The organism is Nocardia sp. GTS18, assembly GCF_013839555.1.
GTDB classification, from domain to species: domain Bacteria; phylum Actinomycetota; class Actinomycetes; order Mycobacteriales; family Mycobacteriaceae; genus Nocardia; species Nocardia rosealba.
The window spans coordinates 78,363-93,903 of record NZ_JACBIU010000017.1 but is presented as its reverse complement, the minus strand read 5'-3'; the positions used below and the strand labels follow the sequence as shown (position 1 = coordinate 93,903).

13 protein-coding genes are annotated in these 15,541 nt (G+C 68.7%); 10 read left to right on the top strand and 3 right to left on the bottom strand.

Annotated features, from left to right (window positions below; genetic code table 11):
- The coding region (locus HYG95_RS24540) for a hypothetical protein (RefSeq protein WP_255495396.1) at positions 1–261 on the bottom strand (261 nt) is incomplete at its 3' end.
- A 13-nt stretch (positions 262–274) separates the two neighbouring features.
- A complete protein-coding gene (locus tag HYG95_RS15815) occupies positions 275–703 on the bottom strand; it encodes a DUF6325 family protein (protein ID WP_181698687.1) in 429 nt (142 codons plus the stop codon).
- 123 nt (positions 704–826) lie between these two features.
- Here HYG95_RS15815 and HYG95_RS15810 point away from each other — a divergent pair, with 123 nt between their 5' ends.
- The 4 genes from HYG95_RS15810 (at position 827) to HYG95_RS15795 (ending at position 5,808) form a co-directional block, all read left to right on the top strand.
- The gene (locus HYG95_RS15810; protein ID WP_181698686.1) at positions 827–1,489 is read left to right on the top strand and encodes a GAP family protein; all 663 of its coding nucleotides are present in this window, start codon (positions 827–829) and stop codon (positions 1,487–1,489) included.
- 5 nt (positions 1,490–1,494) lie between these two features.
- A complete protein-coding gene (locus tag HYG95_RS15805) occupies positions 1,495–3,186 on the top strand; it encodes a SulP family inorganic anion transporter (protein WP_181698685.1) in 1,692 nt (563 codons plus the stop codon).
- Entirely contained in the window at positions 3,183–3,794 is a 612-nt protein-coding gene (locus tag HYG95_RS15800; protein WP_181698684.1) for a DUF4203 domain-containing protein, read from the top strand. Before HYG95_RS15805 ends, HYG95_RS15800 begins: the two co-directional genes overlap by 4 nt.
- A gap of 118 nt (positions 3,795–3,912) precedes the next feature.
- A complete protein-coding gene (locus HYG95_RS15795) occupies positions 3,913–5,808 on the top strand; it encodes an alkyl/aryl-sulfatase (protein ID WP_181698683.1) in 1,896 nt (631 codons plus the stop codon).
- 37 nt (positions 5,809–5,845) lie between these two features.
- Here HYG95_RS15795 and HYG95_RS15790 read toward each other — a convergent pair whose 3' ends face one another.
- Positions 5,846–6,688: an NAD(P)-dependent oxidoreductase gene (locus HYG95_RS15790; protein WP_181698682.1), complete on the bottom strand. Its 843-nt coding sequence runs from the start codon at positions 6,686–6,688 to the stop codon at positions 5,846–5,848.
- Between the two features lie 61 nt (positions 6,689–6,749).
- Between HYG95_RS15790 and HYG95_RS15785 the strand changes: the two genes are divergently transcribed.
- The 6 genes from HYG95_RS15785 (at position 6,750) to HYG95_RS15760 (ending at position 15,539) form a co-directional block, all read left to right on the top strand.
- Complete coding sequence (locus HYG95_RS15785) at positions 6,750–7,484, top strand: PaaX domain-containing protein, C- domain protein (protein WP_220139482.1); 735 nt, start codon at positions 6,750–6,752, stop codon at positions 7,482–7,484.
- A 138-nt stretch (positions 7,485–7,622) separates the two neighbouring features.
- Positions 7,623–9,005 (top strand): AarF/ABC1/UbiB kinase family protein, encoded by a 1,383-nt coding sequence (locus HYG95_RS15780; RefSeq protein ID WP_181698681.1) that lies wholly within the window; start codon positions 7,623–7,625, stop codon positions 9,003–9,005.
- A gap of 96 nt (positions 9,006–9,101) precedes the next feature.
- Positions 9,102–11,021 (top strand): nitrate- and nitrite sensing domain-containing protein, encoded by a 1,920-nt coding sequence (locus HYG95_RS15775; RefSeq protein WP_181698680.1) that lies wholly within the window; start codon positions 9,102–9,104, stop codon positions 11,019–11,021.
- 226 nt (positions 11,022–11,247) lie between these two features.
- On the top strand, positions 11,248–12,288 hold the full coding sequence (locus HYG95_RS15770; RefSeq protein ID WP_181698679.1) for a CdaR family transcriptional regulator: 1,041 nt from the start codon (positions 11,248–11,250) through the stop codon (positions 12,286–12,288).
- A 28-nt stretch (positions 12,289–12,316) separates the two neighbouring features.
- A complete protein-coding gene (locus tag HYG95_RS15765) occupies positions 12,317–13,135 on the top strand; it encodes an acetylxylan esterase (RefSeq protein ID WP_181698678.1) in 819 nt (272 codons plus the stop codon).
- Between the two features lie 121 nt (positions 13,136–13,256).
- A complete protein-coding gene (locus HYG95_RS15760; RefSeq protein ID WP_181698677.1) occupies positions 13,257–15,539 on the top strand; it encodes a LuxR C-terminal-related transcriptional regulator in 2,283 nt (760 codons plus the stop codon).
- Positions 15,540–15,541 lie beyond the last annotated feature (2 nt).

Genomic DNA, 15,541 nt, shown 5'->3' with positions numbered 1-15,541 from the left:
TGCGCCGGATGGGGATGGACGAGGGTGTGCACGGCGGGATGGACGCGTGGGACGAGTGGGCGGGGGCGGCGGAGGGGGTGCGTAGGCCGGCTGCTGGGCGGCCATCTGCTGATCGGCGTACGCCTGTTGTTCGGCATTGCGCCTGCGCGCCCGATTGTTGACCGCATTGGACGTCGCGGTCGCGGTGCCTGCGACCACAGCTGTCCTGGCGACCGCGCCCAGCAGGCCCGGCCTGCCCACCCGTCCCATCCGAAGTGGCATCTCGACGTCCTTTCTAGGAACGGGCCGCGGCGACAGCGGCATCGACGGAGTCACGGGGGACCTGGACGTGCAGGGCGACCTCACCGTCGGCCGCGCGCACCGCCGCGGCCAGGGTCGCGGCCCACGTCTCCTCGAACACCAGCACCACCGCGGTGGTGCCGGGTTCCATGGAGGCACGGACCACGTCCAGGTCGGCGTCGCTGACGAGGTCGATGTCGGCAGCGGTGAGACCGGTGATCCCGACCTCGTCGACGTCGTCGTCGATTTCGCGTTCGGTGACGGCGCCGGTCCGATCCATGGTCAGCACGATCAGGTCGAGCAGGGTGACCATGTCCGCGTCGACCACCCGGTGCACTTCCTCGACGACAGATTTGTCGACGCTCGAACCGGGAAAGGTCAACACCACGAATTCGACCGGGCCAAGAGCTGGTGTGGGAGCCATAGGCGAATACTGCGTGTGAACGGCCATCGGACACATCACCCGATTCGGGTGACCTGTGTGCGGGCGCGATCTCACCCGTCACGTGTGAGGCGGGGCGCCTACCTGTGCGCTTACGGTCGCGCTATGGGTCCGGTCATCGGAGATCTGCTTCCGCTCGCCGTCGGTGTCGCGCTGTCGCCGATACCGATCGTGGCGACGATTCTCATGATTTTGTCGGCGCGTGGAAAGGGCGCGGCGATCGGATTCGCCACCGGGTGGGTGCTCGGCATCCTGGTGGTCACCGGGGTGGTGACGCTGTTCGCCGGCAACCTGGGCGGGTCCGACGACAGCGAACCCGGTGCCGCGGCGGCGTGGATCAAGATCGTCCTCGGGGTGCTGCTCGTGGGGTTGGCGATGAAACAGTGGCAGGCGCGCTCGCAGACGGAGGTGCCGGGCTGGATGCGCGCGATCGACACCCTCACCCCGGTGAAGGCGACCGGGCTCGGGGCACTGCTGTCCGGGGTCAACCCGAAGAACCTGCTGCTGTGCGTCTCGGCGGGTGTCGCGATCGGGGCGGCAGGCCTCGACACCGGCGGCACGCTCGGCGCAATCGTGGTGTTCACGGTGCTCGCGTCGGCCACGGTCCTGACCGTAGTGCTGGGCTATCTCGTGGCGGCCGAACGGCTCGGCCCGGCACTCGACCGGCTCCGGATGTGGTTGCAGGACAACAATCACGCCGTCATGGCCATCGTGCTGCTGGTCATGGGCGCGGTGGTCCTCGGTAAGGGGCTGGGCGGATTGGGGTGAGGCGGATGTCGGTACCGGTGTTCACCTCCCTGCGTGGCTACCGCGGCGACTGGGTGCGTCCCGATGTGATCGCCGGACTCACGGTGTGGGCGGTGCTGATACCCGAGGCGCTGGCCTACGCCTCCATCGCCGGAGTGCCGCCGGTGGTCGGCCTGTACGCGGCCGTGCCCGCCCTGGTGCTCTACGCGCTGGCAGGCAGTTCCCGGCACCTGGTGGTCGGTCCGATGTCGGCGACCGCGGCGCTGTCGGCGGCGATCGTCAGCCCGCTGGCCGGCGCCGACGGCGGCCGCTACCTCGCCCTGACTGCGGCCCTGGCCATCTGCACCGGCATCGTCGGCCTGCTGGCCGGGTTGATCCGGCTGGGATTCATCGCGAGCTTCATCTCCGAACCGGTTCTGAAGGGGTTCATCGTCGGGTTGGCCCTCGTCATCATCATCGGCCAGGTGCCCAAGCTGCTCGGGCTGCACAAGCACGAGGGCAACTTCTTCGAACAGGCCTGGGGCATTCTGCGCGATATCGGTGAGATCGATTGGCGCACAATGGTTGTCGGTGTGGTCAGCTTGGCCCTCGTACTGGTGTTCCGACGTTGGTTGCCGATGGTGCCAGGTGCCCTGCTGGCTGTGGTGCTCGGCATCGCCGCCGTGCACGTTCTCGGTCTCGACGACAAGGGTGTGCCGATCGTCGGGCACATCGACGCGGGTCTCCCCCGCCTCGGCCTACCCGGCGGACTCGACTTCGGCGACTATCTCGACCTGCTCGGTCCCGCGGTCGGCGTGGTACTGATCGGCTTCGCCGAAGGACTCGGCGCCGCCAAGACCTATGCCGCCAAAGCCGGGTACAAGGTCGATCCCGATCGGGAGCTGCTCGGACTCGGCGCCGCCAATATCGGGTCGGGGCTCAGCGCGGGGATGGTGGTCAACGGCAGCCTGTCCAAGACCGCGGTCAACGGCGGCGCTGGAGCGAAAACGCAGCTCAGCGGCCTGGTAGTGGCCGCACTGACCGTCGTCACGCTGCTGTTTCTCACCGGCCTGTTCGAAAAGCTGCCCGAGGCCACCCTCGCGGCTGTGGTGATCGCCGCGGTGCTCGAACTCGTCGACTTCGCCGCGCTGCGCAGGCTCTACGGAGTGTGGAACAGTCTGCTCGGCAGCATCTACGGGCACGCTGCCCGGGCCGATTTCGTCGGTGCGATGGCCGCCCTGCTCGGCGTGCTGGTCTTCGACACGCTGCCCGGACTGCTCATCGGCATCGGGGCCGCGGTGCTGCTGCTGGTCTACCGCACCTCCCAACCGCACGTCGCCGAGCTCGGCAAGGACGGTCCGCTCTGGGTGGACAAGGCACGACACCCCGACGTGCCGACGCGCCCCGACCTGCTGGTGGTGCGCGTCGAAGCCGGGCTGTTCTTCGGCAACGCCGACTTCGTCCGCGAACGCATCGAAGCCCTGTGTACCGAGAACACCCGGCTGGTGGTCCTGGACGCGGAAACCTCGCCGTCGCTGGACGTGTCCGCCGCCGACATGCTGCTCGACCTGCGAAAAGAACTGGCCCGCAAGCGCATCGACTTCCGCATCGCCCGCTCGGTGGCGCAGTTCGGGGCCGAACTGGGTTCCGCTGTGGTGGGCGCGACCCCCATCCAGGTGTATCCGACGGTCACCGAGGCCGCCGCCGACCTACCCGATTCCGGAAAGGAACACCCATGAACGGCATCATCGTCGCGCTGGTCGGTGCCCTGCTGTGCTTCTATGGAGTCCGCTCGGTGCACCTCGGCATCCTCGCCATCGGGTTCGGCCTCGGCTGGCTCATCGCCGACCTGTGCAACGCCTCCTTCTGGTGGCTGCTGCTGATCGCCCTGATCGGCGCGGTATCTGCCTGGGTGGTGACCTCGCTGATCTTCCGCTTCGCGGCCTATTTCGTCGGCGGCCTCACCGGCGCGATGATCGGCACCAAACTCGCCACGGTGCTGCAACCGGGCGACAAGAACTGGGCACTGAGCATGATCGTCGCCGCCGCGGTCTGTGTGGCCGGTGCCTTCCTGGCCGACAAGTTCCGGGCGCGCGCACTGCTGTGGCTGACTTCGATCGGCGGCGCGAGCATGGTCCTGTCGGGCCTGGGCCGGATGACCGGCCTCGAGTTCTTGCGCGATCCCGAACCGGGTTGGCAGCAGATCTCCGCGACCCTGGCCTGGGTCGGGTTGTCGGTCTGTGGGTGGCTCGTTCAACGTCGGCTGTTCGCCGAGCGGCTCGGCATCGAACCGGAGGCGGACGAACCGCCGTCGCGCAATATCGGCGGCAAATGGCCGAGCCGGTGACGACAGGAATTTCACCCGGAGCGGGTGAGGCGCCGTCACCTCGTCCGATGTGATGCTGCGGAAGCGGGCCGTCCGGCACGGTCGCCGCGGGTAACCGAGCACAGTGGAAAGGGATTCGATGACCAGTCCGCAGGAAGCTTCCGAGACAATCGAGGCAGGCAATGCCGAGGTGCTGCGCACGATGCCCTTCGGCGACGACCAGGATTTCGCGGACGCCGACCGCGGGTTCATCGCCGCGCTCACCCCGCCCGTGGTGCGCAGTGCCGACGGCGACGTGGTGTGGGACAGCGGGTCGTTCTCCTTCCTCGACGACGAGTGCCCCGCCACGGTGAACCCGAGCCTGTGGCGGCAGTCGAAACTGACCGTGAAGCAAGGGCTGTACGAGGTCACCGACGGCATCTACCAGATCCGCGGGCTAGACCTGTCGAACATGACGGTCATCGAGGGCGACACCGGGGTGATCGTGATCGACCCCCTGATCTCGGTGGAAACCGCGGCCGCCGGGCTCGCCCTGTATCGCGAACATCGTGGTGATCGTCCGGTCGTCGCGGTCATCTACTCGCACTCCCATATCGACCACTTCGGTGGGGTGAAGGGGGTGACGACCCAGGAAGACGTCGACGCGCAACGCTGTGTGATCATCGCACCCGCCGGCTTCACCGAGCACGCTGTCGAGGAGAACGTCTACGCGGGCACCGCCATGGCCCGGCGCGCGGCCTACATGTACGGCGCCGCACTGCCGCGCGGGCCCCTCGGCGCCGTCGGCGCGGGACTCGGACCGACCACCTCGATCGGTCAGCCGAGTCTGATCACTCCCACCGTGTCGATCGACCACACCGGTCAGGCCGTCACCGTCGACGGTGTGGCGATCGAGTTCCAGATGACCCCCGGCACCGAGGCGCCCTCGGAGATGAACTTCTACTTCCCCGCCCGGCGCGCGCTGTGCATGGCCGAGAACGCCACCCACACCCTGCACAACCTGCTCACTCTGCGCGGCGCCCTGGTGCGTGACCCGCACGTGTGGTCGAAGTACCTCACCGAGGCGATCAACCGCTACGCCGCGCGAACCGACGTGGTGTTCGCCTCGCATCACTGGCCCACCTGGGGCACCGAGCGGCTCACCGAGTACCTGTCGATCCAGCGCGACCTCTACGGCTACCTGCACGATCAGACGCTGCGCTGGATCAACAAGGGCGCCACCGGAACCGAGATCGCCGAGGACTTCCCGATACCGCCCGCGCTGGCGGACAACTGGTCGGCCCACGGGTACTACGGTTCGATCAGCCACAACGTCAAAGCCATCTATCAGCGCTACATGGGCTGGTTCGACGGCAACCCGGCGAATCTGTGGCAGCACCGCACCGCCGACGCCGCCGTCCGGCACGTGGAGTTCATGGGCGGCGCCGACGAAGTCGTCGCCAAGGCGCGAAAGTCCTTCGCCGACGGTGACTTCCGGTGGGTCGCGCAGGTATTGAACTACGTGATCTTCGCCGACCCGGACCATGCCGAAGCCAAGGCGCTGCAGGCCGACACCCTCGAACAGCTCGGCTACGGTTGCGAGAACGGGACCTGGCGCAACTTCTTCCTGATGGGCGCCTACGAATTACGCAACGGCACGATCGGCACCCCGACCGTGGCGGCGGCACCGGACATCATGAGTCAGCTGACGGTCGAGCAGGTCTTCGACGCGATCGCACTGCGGATCGACGGACCGCGAGCCTGGTCGGCCGACATCGTGATCGACTGGCGGATCAGCGACACCGCCGTGGTGCACCGCACCCATTTGCGCAACGGCCTGCTGGTCCACTTCGACGTCGACGGGGACCTCCCACCCGCTACGACCACCTTCACGCTCAGTGCCGCCGATCTGCGCTCGGCGCTCCTCGCCGGCGGCGATCTCGCGGCGATGATCGCAGCCGGCCGAGTAACTGTCGAAGGCGACGCGGGCAAGCTGACCGAATTGGTCGGCTACCTCGACGCCCCGGACCCCGACTTCGCCATCGTCACCCCCTGACCCGTGATCCGTCGGCGCGGCCCGGGTCCGAGCGAGCTCAGGCCTGGGGCGGGTCGACGAAGATGTCGTATTCGAGATCGTCGCTGCCGCCGTAGGCGGAGAAGTCGGTCCGGCCTTCGGCTCGCAGGACTTCTACGTCGAGGAAGGTGTTGCCGGTGACCGTCCGGGCGTCCTTCTCGAGGATCGCGATCGCGGCGTCGGCCACGATCTGCGGGGTGCGGGCCTTCGCGGTCGCCTCGTCGCCGCCGAGCAGGTTCTGCACCGCGGCGGTCGCGATGAGCGTCTCGGGCCACAGGCAGTTGGCGGCGACACCGTGCTCGGCGTACTCGGCGGCCCAGCCGAGCGTCAACAGGGACATCCCGTACTTCGCCACCATGTAGGCGGGGTGGACCCCCAGCCACGCGGGCGCGAGGTTCAGCGGGGGCGACAGGCTCAGGATGTGGGCGTTGTCGCTGCGGCGCAGGTGCGGCAGGCAGGTGCTGGTGAGCAGATAGGTACCGCGCAGCTGGATCTGTTGCATGAGATCGAACCGTTTGACGGGCAGCTCCTCGGTCGGGGCGAGCGCGATGGCCGACGCGTTGTTGACGCAGTAGTCGATGCCACCGAACCGTTCGACGGTCCGGCGCACGGCCTCGGTGACCGATGCCTCGTCGCGGACGTCGCCGACCACCGCCAGCGCCTGACCACCCGCGGCCTCGATCTCGGCGGCGGCCGTGTGGATGGTGCCGGGCAGCCGTGGGTCGGGAACATCGGTCTTGGCCAGCAGCGCGATATTGGCGCCCTGACGCGCGGCGGCGAGCGCGATGGCCAGCCCGATGCCGCGGCTGCCGCCCGACATGATCATCGTGCGCCCGGCCAGCGGTGAGGTAGATGTCGTCATGCCCGGCGACATTACAGATATTGAACAGCCGTAGCAATAGTGAAATATGTACACTCGACCCGTGAAGTCCACGGTCACCGGTTCCGGCGTGATGGTGCGTCCGGTGTCGGCGCGGTCGGCGCTGATCCGGATTCTCATCGCAGCCGACTCGCCGACGATGACGTCACAGCAGATCTGCGCCGCCACGACCGCGGCGGGTTACCCCGAGGCGACCGTGCGCGTCGCGGTGTCGCGGATGGTCGCGGCCGGTGAGCTCGTGCGCGCGCGTCGCGTCTACACCCTCGCCCCGCACCTGCGTGCCCGCCGCCGAGACCTCCTCGCGCCCCACACGCTGCCTTGGCAAGGGGATTGGGAACAGGTCGTCATCATCGCGACGGGGCGACCCGCCGCCGACCGCGCGGCCCTGCGCGCAACACTGCTCTCGCTGCGCCTGGCCGAACTCCGTGAAGGTGTGTGGATGCGCCCGGCCAACCTGGCACGCGATCTGCCCGACGACCTCGATGACACCACGATCGCCCTGCGCACCCGTGCCGTGGACGACCCGCTCGGCCTGCGCGCTCGGCTGTGGCCGCTCACCGAAATCGACCACCGCGCACGTGGATTGCTCGAAGCCATCGAAACCGCCGACCCCGCTGCCCGGTTCACGGCGGTGTGCGCGGGTCTCGACCTGCTCACCACCGACCCCGCGCTACCCACCGAACTGCTGCCCGCCGACTGGGCGATCGACGCACTGCGCGAGACGACGACGGCCTATCTCGGCTGGTTCCAGGAACTGAGCCGCGATACCGAGGACTGACAACGACCGCACCGGCGCGGTCTTCGTGCTCTGCCACGACGGCATTGGTGATGCGGCACAAGTCCGGGCCGGTCGGCCTGTGAATACGGCAACGCAGGCCGAGAATGCCCATGAGCGCATCGCGGGAAAGAGGCACCCATGGCAGACAAGCAGGTACCGACCGGACGGCTGTCACGCAGCGCACGGCTCGGCCGGTTGGCCGCGGGACAGGCGGCCCGCGGACTCGGTACCCGGCTGGCGATGATCGGGCGAACCGAACAGGCGCGCCGCACACTCGCCGAACGCTCGACACTGCAAGCCGCACAGCAGATCGTCACCGTGCTCGGTGGGATGAAGGGCGCGGCCATGAAATTGGGGCAGATGGCCTCGGTGCTGGATCTGGACATGATCCCGGAGGAGCACCGCGAGATGTTCCGCACGAAACTGGCGAAGCTGCGCGACAGCGCACCCGAAGTGCCGTTCGCGCAGATGCGCGCGGTGATCGAACAGGATCTCGGGCGCATGAGCCGGGTGTTCGGCGACTTCGACCCGGAACCGGTGGCGGCGGCCTCGATCGGCCAGGTGTATCGCGCCCGGTTGCGCGACGGGCGGGTGGTCGCGGTGAAGGTGAAGTATCCCGGCGTGGATCGGGCGGTGCACGCCGACATGCGCAATCTCGAATTCTTCAGTGGCCTGTGGAAATCGTTTCTGCCCTCGGCGGCCGATACCGAGGTGCTCGCCGAGATCTCCGGCAATATCGTCGCCGAACTGGACTACCGGCGCGAAGCGGCCAACCAGCATCGGGTCGCCGCACGCTACCGAGGCCACCCGTTCATCCTGGTCCCCGATGCCGTCGGGGAGTTCTGCGCCGACAACGTACTGGTCACCGAATTCGTCGAAGGCATCTCGTTCGACGACATCCGCCGCCTGCCCGCCGCGCGCCGCGATCACATCGGTGAGCTGGTGTACCGCTTCTACATCACCGGCATGTTCCGCGACGGCGAGTACTGTGCCGACCCGCATCCGGGCAATGTGCTGCTCTCCGACGACGGCCGGGTCGGTTTCGTCGATTTCGGGCTGTACAACACGATCGAGCGCGCCGACCTGGATTTCGAACGGCAGGTGATCCGCGCGGCCCACCGCTTCGACAGCGACGAGGTGTTCCGCCGCTGGTTCGAGCGCGGCATCATCACCCCCGACTCACCGGTGACGCCCCGGTCGGTGCTCGAATACGTGTGGGCCGCCTCGGGCTGGCATCTGCTCGACGAGGAGATCACCCTCACCCCGGAGATCGCCACCAGCGCGGTCGTGCTCGCCACCGACCCGCGTGCGGCGCAGCGGCGCGAGGTCCGCCACCTGCTGCTGCCGCCCGAGCACGTCTTCTCCCGCCGCGCCGACCTTTTCACCCTCACCGCGCTCGGCCAGCTCGAGGCGACCCGGAACTGGCACGACCTGGCCCGCGAATGGCTCTACGACGAGCCGCCGGTGACCGAGATCGGCCGGGAGATCGAGGCCTGGCGGCACACGGTCACCAATGCCTGAGGTGTTTCGTGAACTACCACAGTGCGGATGGGATTCCGGCACAAAAAGCGGAACATAGGCCGTACCGGGTGCGGGGCGCGCGCCTACGTTCGCTCGATGTTCCCGGCACGGCTCGGCGTTCGCACCAGAATTCTCGCGATCGCGCTCATTCCCAGTCTCACCCTGCTCGGTCTCGGCATGTTCACCGCAGGCGACCTGGTGCGCGACAGCGCTCAGGTCCGGCAGTGGATCGACGACCTGGAGCAGATCCGGCCCGCCGCATCCGAACTCGGCGCCGCCGCCCAGGTCGAGCGGATGCTCTCGCTGCGCAAGCTCACCACCGGCGAGATCGTGCCGGAGCTGGTCTCGGCGCGGGCGCGGGTCGACCGCGGGTTCGAGGCACTGGTGCGCGCGGATGCGCGCAGGCACGAACCGTCACCGTACATCCCGGCCGCGCACGCGAAGTTCCAGGAGACCATCACGAAGGTACGGGCCGGTATCGATGGGCGCGCGCTCGGCCCGGTCGAGGTGTACCAGTACTTCAACGGCCCGTTCGCGTTGTTCCACACCGGTTTCCGGCGCGCACAGCAGGTGGCGCCGGACCCGCTGTTCGCCACGCGGATCGCCGAGGCCGTGCGGTTGCTCGCCGCGACCGAGGCGATGTCGCGGGGCAATGCGATCGGAGTCGCGCTCTGGGGTTCGGACGGGCGGGCATTCCCACTCGAGGACTTCACCACCCAGGTGGGCTTCTACAAGGCCGAGATCACCAACCTGATCGCCGAATTCGGCGAGCCACGCAACCGGCTGCTCGCCGAGATCGTGGCTTCCGGGGCGTGGCAACAGATTTCGACGATGGAGGCGGCGCTCGCCGAACGGCTCGCGTCCCACGAGCGGACCCGGACACCGGACCTGCCGCTCTCGCTGCAACAGTGGCAGGATGCCGCCGCCGAGGTGAATACGAAACTCTTCGCCGCCTATTCCGAACATCTCGACCGAGCCCGTGGCAGTGCCATCGAGGCCGCCCGACGCACCGAACGGTCCGCGTGGGTGGCGGGGGCCGTCGTGCTGGTGGGCAGTGTGGTCGCCATGCTGATCGCGGTGGTACTGGCCGACCGCATCATCCGCAGATTGCGGCGGCTGCGCGACGCCACGCTCGAGGTGGCCGACACCGAACTGCCCAAGGCCATCCGGCGGGCGAAAGCCGGTGAGCGCACCGAACTCGCCCCGATCCTCGACTTCGGCACCGACGAGATCGGTGAAGTCGCAACCGCTTTCGAACAGGCGGCGACCGTAGCGGTCGGGGCGGCGGTCGAGGAGGCGCGCACCAGGGAGGGGGTGCGCTCGGTATTCGTCAATATCGCCCATCGCAGTCAGGTGGTGGTACACCGCCAGCTCGAGATCCTCGACGAGGCCGAAAACAAGCAACAGGACCCGGCCCTGCTCGAGGTGTACTTTCAGCTCGATCACCTGGCGACCCGCGCACGACGCAATGCCGAGAATCTGCTGATCCTCGGTGGCAGCAGGCCCGGGCGGCGGTGGAGCACACCGGTGCCGCTGGTGGATGTGCTGCGCAGCGCGGTGGGTGAGACGAAAGAGTATGTGCGCGTGCGGGTCGGCGGCGTGCCCGACGCGCGGCTGTACGGAGCGGCGGTGGCCGACCTGATCCACCTGATCGCCGAACTCGTCGACAACGCCACCGCCTTCTCCCCGCCCGCGACGATGGTCGAGGTGAGCGCGGGTGTCGTCGGCAAGGGCCTGGCGGTCGAGGTCGCCGATCAGGGGATCGGCCTCACCGAAGCCGAATTCGAGCGGTACAACTCCCTGCTCGCCGCTCCACCGGATTTCGGGTTCGCGGCACTGTCGCGCGATTCGCGCATGGGTTTGTTCGTGGTGGCCCAGCTCGCGAGCACCCACGCGGTGTCGGTGCGGTTGGCCGAGTCACCGTACGGCGGGGTGCGCGCCATCGTGGTCATTCCCGGCACCCTCATCGACGGCCCCGAAGCCGCGGTCGCCGGCGAACGGAAGGTCTCCCGGTGAACCCCGTCGATTCGTGGGCGGAGCCGAATACGCACCTCGGTGCGCAGAGATACGCAGTTCTACCGATGTCCCGGCGTGCTCCACCCGGCACGCTCGACGAATGCCACATCGGACACCCTCCGGAACCGCCGTCCTGAGCAGATCGGCACCGGCGCACACCGCGGCGGAATCGACGATCGACCGCCTGGTACGGACGGCCTTCACCGATGGCCGCGCAGGACGGAATATGTTGCGCCCACAGCAGATCCGGAACATCGGGCTGGTGTGCCTCGATCTGATCGCGGCCACGAGCTCCGGGTCGGCCACGACCGTCCCGCTCGCTCGCCTCGAACACTCCACCGTCGAATGGGCACGCGACGGCATCGGGGTGGAGGCGATCCTGCACGCCGTGCACCGCTGTGCGCGCATCGCCGTCGATCTGACCGGAGCGCAGGTCTACGTGGTCGACCTGCTCGAGCACACCGCCACGACGGTCGCGAGCGCCTACGTGCGGTACACCCTGGAACTGGCGGGCCGCTCCGAACACGCCAAAGACGCACTGGCCAACCAGGTCATCGCGGGTACCCACTCGCGTGCCGTGGCCCGCGACTGCGGCGTCGAACTGGCCGACGAGTACTGGGTGCTGGCGCTGAGTATCGCGGGCGAACCGACGGACGGGCCCGTCGACGGGGTCGACGAGCGGGTGCGCGCCCGGCGCGCCATCACCCGCATGCGCGCCGAACTCGACCGCCGCTGCGACGGCGAGTGCCTGGTCGCCCTGTCCACGCGCGGGGGCACCGCCTTGGTGCCGGGCAACATCGACGCCGACATCGACGTCGTGGCGGCCGCGCTCACCCGCGCCGCCGGTCGTCAGGTCACCGTGGCGGTCGTGCTGTCCGACCTCGACGAGGTTGCCGACGCGACCGAGTGCGCGCACGAACTGCTCGAGATCGTCCGGCGGCTCGGCCGCAGGGGCGGCGTGCACCGGTTCAGCGACTACGCGCTCGAATACCAGCTCACCCGACCCGGTCCGGCCCGCGACCACCTCGCGACCGTGCTCGAGCCGCTGACCGGACACCCCGAACTCCTCGAAACGCTGCGCTGCCACGTCGCCAACAACCTGAACCGGCGCCGCACCGCAACCATGCTGCACCTGCACACCAACTCGATCGACTACCGCATCAAGCGCATCGCCGAACTCACTGGCTACGACGCCACCCGGTGCGCCGATCTGTGGTACCTGCGCTCCGCGCTCGTGGTGTCGGGGTTGCACGATCCGGCCGCGTAGTACCGCGGCACCGTAGGAAAGGACAACGATGTTTTTCCGATGCACAACCCTGGCGGCGGTCGCGGTGACCGGCCTGCTGGCGGCCGCGCCCGCTGTGGCGAGCCCACCGTCGGCCGGGTCGGCCGGTTCGTCGCAGGTGGCCGACCCGGTGGGTGCCGTGACGGTCGACAAGTGGGCCGACCACACGGTGTACCGTCCCGCCGATCTCGGCACGACCCGCCATCCGGTGGTGCTCTGGGGCAACGGCACCGGCGCCGGACCCGGCGTCTACGCCGATACACTGCTGAAGCCCTGGGCCGCAGCGGGTTTCATCGTCGTCGCCGCGAACACCACGATGGCGAATTCGGGCGCGGAGATGCTGGCCGGCGGACGGGAACTGCTGCGGCGCAACGACACACCAGGCAACGCGTACACCGGCAAGGTGGCCACCGACCAGGTGGCGGCCGCGGGTCATTCCCAGGGCGGCGCGGGCGCGATCAACGCGGGCGCCGACACGATGGTGCGCACCGTGCTCGCCCTGCAACCCGGCCCGCTGGCGGCTCCGGCGAAGATGGTCGGGCCCGCGCTGTTCCTGGCCGGAGAGGCCGACCGTATCGTCGACGCCGACGGCATCGTCATGCCCCTGTTCGAGAAGGCCGACCAGGTACCCGCGATCTTCGCCGAACTCGGTGGTGCCGGCCACCTGGTCTGGGGACGATACGCCGAGGTGATGGCCGACTGGCTGAACTACCAACTGCTCGGTGACACCGCCGCGAAGGCCCGGTTCCTCGGTGCCGACTGCGGCCTGTGCACCGACGCCGCGTGGACGAGGGTTCTGCACAACGCGAAGGCGCAAGCGCTGAGCTGAGTGCGGACATCGGTGAATTCGTGCCGCTCCCGGGACGACGGCTGAGTACGATCGCCGAAACCGATCACACTCGTGAGCCGGATCGACAGCACGTGTCGTCCGGTACGACCCGGAACGGCAGATGGTTCGAAGCACGCTCGACCCGGCGGCGACCAGCTACCTCGGCCGCGATGCCGAGGTAGCCGCGGTGCGTGCCCTGCTCGACGACGGCTGCCTGGTCTCCATCACCGGCCAGGGCGGACTCGGCAAGACCCGCCTGGCCCGCAAGGTCGCCGGGCAGCTCGCCGCCGATTACGACGACGGTGTCTACTTCGTGGAACTGTCCGGGCTGCGCCACGACGACGAGGTCGGCACAGCGGTGGCGGCCGCACTCAGGTTGCGGATCAAGACCGGCGAGTCGGCGACCGAACGGGTACTCGACCATCTGGTTCGCCGGGCACCGCTGCTGGTCCTCGACAACTGCGAACATCTGCTCGACGGCTGCGCCGACCTCGTCATCCAGGTGCTCGCGACCTGCCCCGGGGTGACCCTGCTCGTCACCAGCAGACAGACACTCAGCGTGGCGGGCGAGCAGGTCTACCGGCTGCCGCCGCTGCCCGTGCCGCCACCGGGGCTCGACGATCCCGCCCGGATCGCCGCGTACCCGGCGGCGGCCCTGCTGGTGGACCGGGCCAGAGCGGTGCGCGCCGATTTCCGGATCACCGAGTCGAACGCCGCCGACATCGCCCACCTGTGCCGACTGCTCGACGGGATCCCCTTGGCCATCGAACTGGCGGCGGCCCGGCATCGCTCGCTGTCGCCCGCGCAGGTCATCGCCCGCTGGTCGTGCGGTTTGACGCTGCCGACGGCCTGGACACACGGGATGCCCGACCGGCACCAGACGCTGCGCAACACGGTCGACTGGAGCTACCGGTTGTGCACCGACGACGAGAAGCAGGTGTGGGCGCGGCTGTCGATCTTCCAGGACTGGTTCGAGCTGGAAGCCGCCGAATACGTCTGCGCCGACACGCGTTCGGCCGCGCCCGTGGTTTCCGTCGTCGATTCGCTGGTCGACAAGTCGATCCTGGAACGGCGCGGCGACGACATCACGCACTACCGCCTGCTGCGGCCGGTGCGCGAGTTCGGCGCCGAGAAGCTGACCGAGGAAGGTACGACCGAGGTCGTCGCCCGTCGGCACCGGGACTGGTTCCGGGACGTGATCCTGCTGGCCGACCGGGAATTCTTCAGCAAGAAGCAGTACGAACACGTGCGTCGGTTGCAGGTCTGCCAACTCGATCTGCGATTGGCGCTGGAATGGTCGCTCGAGACGCCGGGCGAGGCCGAGACCGCGCTCGAGATGGCGGCCTGCCTGGACGAGTTCTGGCGGATGGCGGGCTCGGATCAGCTCGTGAAGGTCTGGTTGCAGCGTGCGTTGCACGCGGTGCCGCATTCGCCGCACGCGGGACGCGGCTGGGCGGTGCTCGCCCTGCATTCGATCTGGATGACCGACCGCGACAGCGCCTATCGCGAACTCGATCAGGCCGATCGGGAGGCGGCGCGCTCCGGCGATCCGGTCGTGATCGCCCTCGCGAAGGCCGCCAGGTCCGCCGCGGCCAAGATCGACCTGGACAACGAGCAGGCGGCCGCCCTCGCCTCGGAGGCCACTCACACCCTGCGCAGCCACGGACACCTGCGTGAGTCGATGGGGGCGTGGAACATCTACGCGCTGGCGACCGCCGCCGCCGACCCCGCAGGGCGCCTCCAGGAGCTACGCGAGGCAGTTCGGCTCTGCGAGGAGCACGGCGATTACTACTATCGCGGGCTCTACCTGTTCGCCATTTCGCTGATCGAAGTGATGCTCGGCAATCCCGACGCGGCCGAGCGAGCCGGCCACACCGCCCTGCGGATCTCCCGCCGGTGGGGCAGCAGATTCGGCGACGCCTATCACGTGGAAACGCTGGCGTGGGTGGCCTCGGCACGCAACCAGCACCTGCGCGCCGCCACCCTGTTCGGTGTCGCCGCGGCCGCGTGGGAGCAGCTGGGTTCCGACCCCGACGTCATCCTCGTGCGCCCGCACACCCTCTTTCGCGACGCGTCGATCCGGGCACTCGGCGACGATCGTTTCGAAACCGCGTTCCTGGCCGGGCAGGCCATGCCGGTCGCCGATGCCTTCGAGTTCGCGCTGACCCCGCACCGTGAACCGGCGACTCGGCATCCTGTCGACATCGCGCCGCTGACCCCGCGTGAGTACGAGGTGGCGACCCTGATCGCCACCGGGCTGACGAACAAGGAGATCGCCGCCCGGCTCGTCATCGCACCCCGCACCGCCGACACGCACGTGGGCAACATTCTCACCAAGCTCGGCTCGTCGAACCGAGCCCAGATCGCCACCTGGGTCGCCACCCGCGGCGCCGACGCCAACTGAGG

Coding starts and splice junctions, on each gene's coding strand:
- HYG95_RS15775 (WP_181698680.1), top strand. CDS start 9,102: ATGTTCCCGGCACGGCTCGGCGTTCGCACCAGAATTCTCGCGATCGCG.
- HYG95_RS15800 (WP_181698684.1), top strand. CDS start 3,183: ATGAACGGCATCATCGTCGCGCTGGTCGGTGCCCTGCTGTGCTTCTAT.
- HYG95_RS15790 (WP_181698682.1), bottom strand. CDS start 6,688: ATGACGACATCTACCTCACCGCTGGCCGGGCGCACGATGATCATGTCG.
- HYG95_RS15815 (WP_181698687.1), bottom strand. CDS start 703: ATGGCTCCCACACCAGCTCTTGGCCCGGTCGAATTCGTGGTGTTGACC.
- HYG95_RS15780 (WP_181698681.1), top strand. CDS start 7,623: ATGGCAGACAAGCAGGTACCGACCGGACGGCTGTCACGCAGCGCACGG.
- HYG95_RS15765 (WP_181698678.1), top strand. CDS start 12,317: ATGTTTTTCCGATGCACAACCCTGGCGGCGGTCGCGGTGACCGGCCTG.
- HYG95_RS15770 (WP_181698679.1), top strand. CDS start 11,248: ATGTTGCGCCCACAGCAGATCCGGAACATCGGGCTGGTGTGCCTCGAT.
- HYG95_RS15810 (WP_181698686.1), top strand. CDS start 827: ATGGGTCCGGTCATCGGAGATCTGCTTCCGCTCGCCGTCGGTGTCGCG.
- HYG95_RS15805 (WP_181698685.1), top strand. CDS start 1,495: ATGTCGGTACCGGTGTTCACCTCCCTGCGTGGCTACCGCGGCGACTGG.
- HYG95_RS15795 (WP_181698683.1), top strand. CDS start 3,913: ATGACCAGTCCGCAGGAAGCTTCCGAGACAATCGAGGCAGGCAATGCC.
- HYG95_RS15760 (WP_181698677.1), top strand. CDS start 13,257: ATGGTTCGAAGCACGCTCGACCCGGCGGCGACCAGCTACCTCGGCCGC.